A 3,485-nucleotide genomic window follows, 5' to 3' on the forward strand; every position below is an offset into this window, starting at 1 on the left:
TTGCCGCCAACGCCGGCTTTGAAGGCTCCGTGGTTGTGGAAAAGGTTCGCGAAGGCAAGGACGGCTTCGGCTTCAACGCCGCTACCGGCGAATACGAAGACCTCATGGCTGCCGGTATCATCGATCCTAAGCAGGTTTCCCGCTTCGCTCTGCAGCATGCCTCTTCCGTGGCCGCTCTCCTGCTGACCACCGAATGCGCCATTGCTGAACTGCCCAAGCCTGAGCCTGCGGCTCCTGCTGCGCCCGGCATGGGTGGCGGCATGGGCGGCATGTACTAAAAAACGCTCCGACGGGCTTTTGCCCGTCGCGCCTGATAGAAAAGGGGAACCGCGTATGCGGCTCCCCTTTTTCGTATCTGCGACTTTTCGCCGCGCTGCGGCAGAGCGTTCTGTCGCAGAAGTCGAAGCGTCCGGCGGAAAGCGGAAACGTCTGCGCCCGGATTTTCGGAGCCGTCGAGCGGCGGTCCGCCCAGGCCCGGAAAAAAGCGTTCGGAATGGGATGCGGATCGACGGCGTTTTCGGAGCGTCCGGGAGCCTGCCGGGATGTTCAGTTGTATGACTGGGCCGGTCCGGCGCGCGGAAAAGGGAGTGGATTTTCGCGGACCTGCCTTGCGCATGCAGAGAGAGTTCTTGCGGGCTGGAAGGCTGAAGCGCGGGCGTCAGGCTCTGCTCGCGCGGGGATTGCCCTGACAAAGGCACGATACGCCAGCGCCGGTCAGATGCCGCGTGGTGGGCATCAGAGAATGCATCCCTGGTCAGGGCGTAAAATCGGACTCTGCGCGCGGGGATTGCCCTGCGCCGGAAACGGACATACATTTAAATAATAGACGGGAAAGAACCTGAGCTTGTGCCGGGAGAGACGATGATGACGGAACATGATGAAGAGCGAAAAGTGGTGGAACCGGAACTGGTGACCGATGAGAAGTACAGCAGGGCCTATTCCGAGGAAGCGTTTCACACGAAGCTGCTGCGCTTTGCCGGAACCATAGGCAAGGAAGGGCTGCGTTCGGCGCTCATCCTTTATTACACGCTGCAGCGCAAGGATCTGCCGGGAAAGACGCGGGCCATCATTCTCGGTGCGCTGGGCTATCTGATTCTTCCGGCGGACATCGTGCCCGATCTGATTCCGGTGTTCGGCTTTACCGACGATATCGGCATTCTTGCGGCGGCGCTTGCGGCCGTGGCCATGTACGTGGACGACACGGCGAAAGCCAAGGCCGACGCGGCATTGGCGCGCTGGCTGGGCGCGGCGGACAAGATGCTCAAAAAGGGATAGGCTGGAAACGCGTCGTCGCGCGTTTTTTGAGAACGACGTCAGGCCGTGCCCGAGAGCTTGAGCTGTTCGGGGGCAGGCCGGGAGGCACGGGCACGGGCCTGTGCCGCTCGGAGCAGGGCGGACATGCGGAGAATATCATCGCCCGAAAGGAAATGCGGTCTCGCGGTCCGCGCTGCCGTTTTCCGGCAAAAAGAGAAGGGCGTTGCCCAGAAGAGGGGGCCGTGACGTGTGCGGCGGATCTCCGATGGTTTTTTCTGCGCGCGGGCATGTGCCATTGTCGAAAGCGTGACGCTCAGGCTGGATCAGGTTCCTCCACGAGCGCAGGGCATGTGCGCTTCGGCCGCCTTCGCAGCCGCTGCCCAGGTTGCCCCGCTGCCCCGGAGATTCTTTGACTGATGAGGTTTGCCCTGAGCGCGGGGGAGGGCAGGACACACCAGAAGTTCTTTCGGGACGGTGCTCGGCGGCAAGGCCGGAGCGCCGGAACAAAAAAATTTCCGGAGGCGGGAAAAAGACTTGCCATTTGCAGAAAAACGGGATATGAACGTCCTTCGTATGTCCGAACAGGACATCTATGCACTTGCCTGTAATGGAAAAGTCGTCCTTCTTTTGAAGGATGCACCTGCACCGACTGACGGGAACAGGTCGTCATGCCTGCCAGCATCATTCAGGGAGTGTGCGCCGCATTGTCGGCTTCCGGTTCGCCGGTTTACCTGTAGTATGGGAAGCAGGCTTCATTTCTGACCCGTTTTTCGGAGGTTTTAATGTACGCTATTGTTGAAGTGCTCGGCAAGCAGTACCGCGTTCAGGAAGGCAACAAGGTTGTTGTCGACCGCATGGACGCTGAAAAGGACAGCGAAGTGTCCCTCGACCGCGTGCTCATGATCGGCGGCGAAAGCACCAAGATCGGCACCCCCGTCGTGGACGGCGCCAAGGTGACCGCCAAGGTCGTTGATCACATTCTCGGCGACAAGGTCGTGGTGTTCAAGCACAAGCGCCGCAAGGCCGAACGCCGCACTCAGGGCCATCGTCAGGAATACACCGTTCTTACTGTTACCGGTATCGTCGCCTAACGGGCGTACCGCTATTTTCCAAGGAGTTTCATCATGGCACATAAAAAAGCAGGCGGCAGCTCCCGCAACGGTCGTGACAGTGAAGGTCAGCGCAGAGGCGTGAAGCGCTTCGGCGGCCAGCATGTTCTTGCCGGCAACATCATCGTTCGTCAGCTCGGCACTGTGGTCTATCCCGGCGCCAACGTCGGCATGGGCCGCGACTACACCCTTTTCGCCAAGTGCGACGGCGTTGTGAAGTTTGAAAAGTTCCTCCGCAAGCGTCGCGTTCACAAGCGTGTGAGCATCGTGCCCGCGGAAGCCGCGGCGTAATCGCGCTTTCGGTATGATTTTGGGGCGAGAAGGGCTGTGGCTCTTCTCGCCCTTTGCGTCTTTGTTCGGGGAAGCAGGCCCTGCCTGAATCCGGCGACTTGTCCGGCTCCCCACTCTGAATCCGGCGCGTGTTGCGCGATTTTCGGGTCCGCCGTTTTCGGCATGCCCGGCACGGAAAGCGTTTTGCGTCGGTTTCGACGGCGCGGCCGTGCCTTTGCGGTTCATGCGCTCCAGTCGTGAGGAAAGCATATGAAATTTGTGGATGAAGCCACCATTCAGGTGAAGGCGGGCAAGGGCGGCAACGGCTGCGTTTCCTTCCGCCGCGAAAAGTTTGTGGCCAAGGGCGGCCCCGACGGCGGCAACGGCGGCGACGGCGGCAACGTGTACGCCCGGGCCTCCACCAGGCTTTACAGCCTGTACGACTTCCGTCTGAAGCGCATTTACGAAGCTCCCAACGGACAGGGCGGCATGGGCAGTCAGTGCGACGGCCACAAGGGCGAAGATCTCGTCATCGAACTGCCCGCCGGCACGCAGCTCTACGAGCGCACCGGCGAGGGCGAGGTGCTCTTTGCCGACGTTTCCGATCCGGACAAGCTGGTGCTTCTTGCCGCAGGCGGCCGCGGCGGCAAGGGCAACGAACATTTCAAGTCGTCCACCATGCGCGCCCCGCGCTTTGCCCAGCAGGGCGAACCCGGCGAAGAGAAGACGTTCCGCCTGGAACTCAAGATTCTGGCCGATGCCGGTCTGCTCGGTCTGCCCAATGCGGGCAAGTCCACCTTCCTTTCCCGGGTGTCGGCCAGAATCTTGAGTTCCAGGCGGAACGTCTTCTCT

General features: G+C 61.0%; 5 protein-coding genes. All 5 read left to right on the plus strand.

The window, feature by feature from the left end; translation table 11 throughout:
* A partial coding sequence (locus tag ACZM96_RS10205; protein ID WP_489488912.1) for a TCP-1/cpn60 chaperonin family protein occupies window positions 1–278 on the plus strand: 278 nt, incomplete at its 5' end.
* A gap of 583 nt (window positions 279–861) precedes the next feature.
* Window positions 862–1,275, plus strand: coding sequence for a YkvA family protein (locus ACZM96_RS10210; protein WP_489488913.1), 414 nt, complete (start codon window positions 862–864; stop codon window positions 1,273–1,275).
* A 761-nt stretch (window positions 1,276–2,036) separates the two neighbouring features.
* The gene (gene rplU, locus ACZM96_RS10215) at window positions 2,037–2,345 is read left to right on the plus strand and encodes a 50S ribosomal protein L21 (protein WP_489488914.1); all 309 of its coding nucleotides are present in this window, start codon (window positions 2,037–2,039) and stop codon (window positions 2,343–2,345) included.
* 33 nt (window positions 2,346–2,378) lie between these two features.
* The gene (gene rpmA / locus ACZM96_RS10220) at window positions 2,379–2,654 is read left to right on the plus strand and encodes a 50S ribosomal protein L27 (protein ID WP_294445406.1); all 276 of its coding nucleotides are present in this window, start codon (window positions 2,379–2,381) and stop codon (window positions 2,652–2,654) included.
* A gap of 249 nt (window positions 2,655–2,903) precedes the next feature.
* Window positions 2,904–3,485, plus strand: a 582-nt coding sequence (locus ACZM96_RS10225) for an Obg family GTPase (RefSeq protein WP_489488916.1), incomplete at its 3' end; no start/stop codon positions are given.

It is taken from the genome of Mailhella sp., from assembly GCF_057866825.1.

Excerpts from the sequence above, each read along its gene's own strand:
- rpmA (WP_294445406.1), top strand. The coding sequence starts at position 2,379 with ATGGCACATAAAAAAGCAGGCGGCAGCTCCCGCAACGGTCGTGACAGT.
- ACZM96_RS10210 (WP_489488913.1), top strand. The coding sequence starts at position 862 with ATGATGACGGAACATGATGAAGAGCGAAAAGTGGTGGAACCGGAACTG.
- rplU (WP_489488914.1), top strand. The coding sequence starts at position 2,037 with ATGTACGCTATTGTTGAAGTGCTCGGCAAGCAGTACCGCGTTCAGGAA.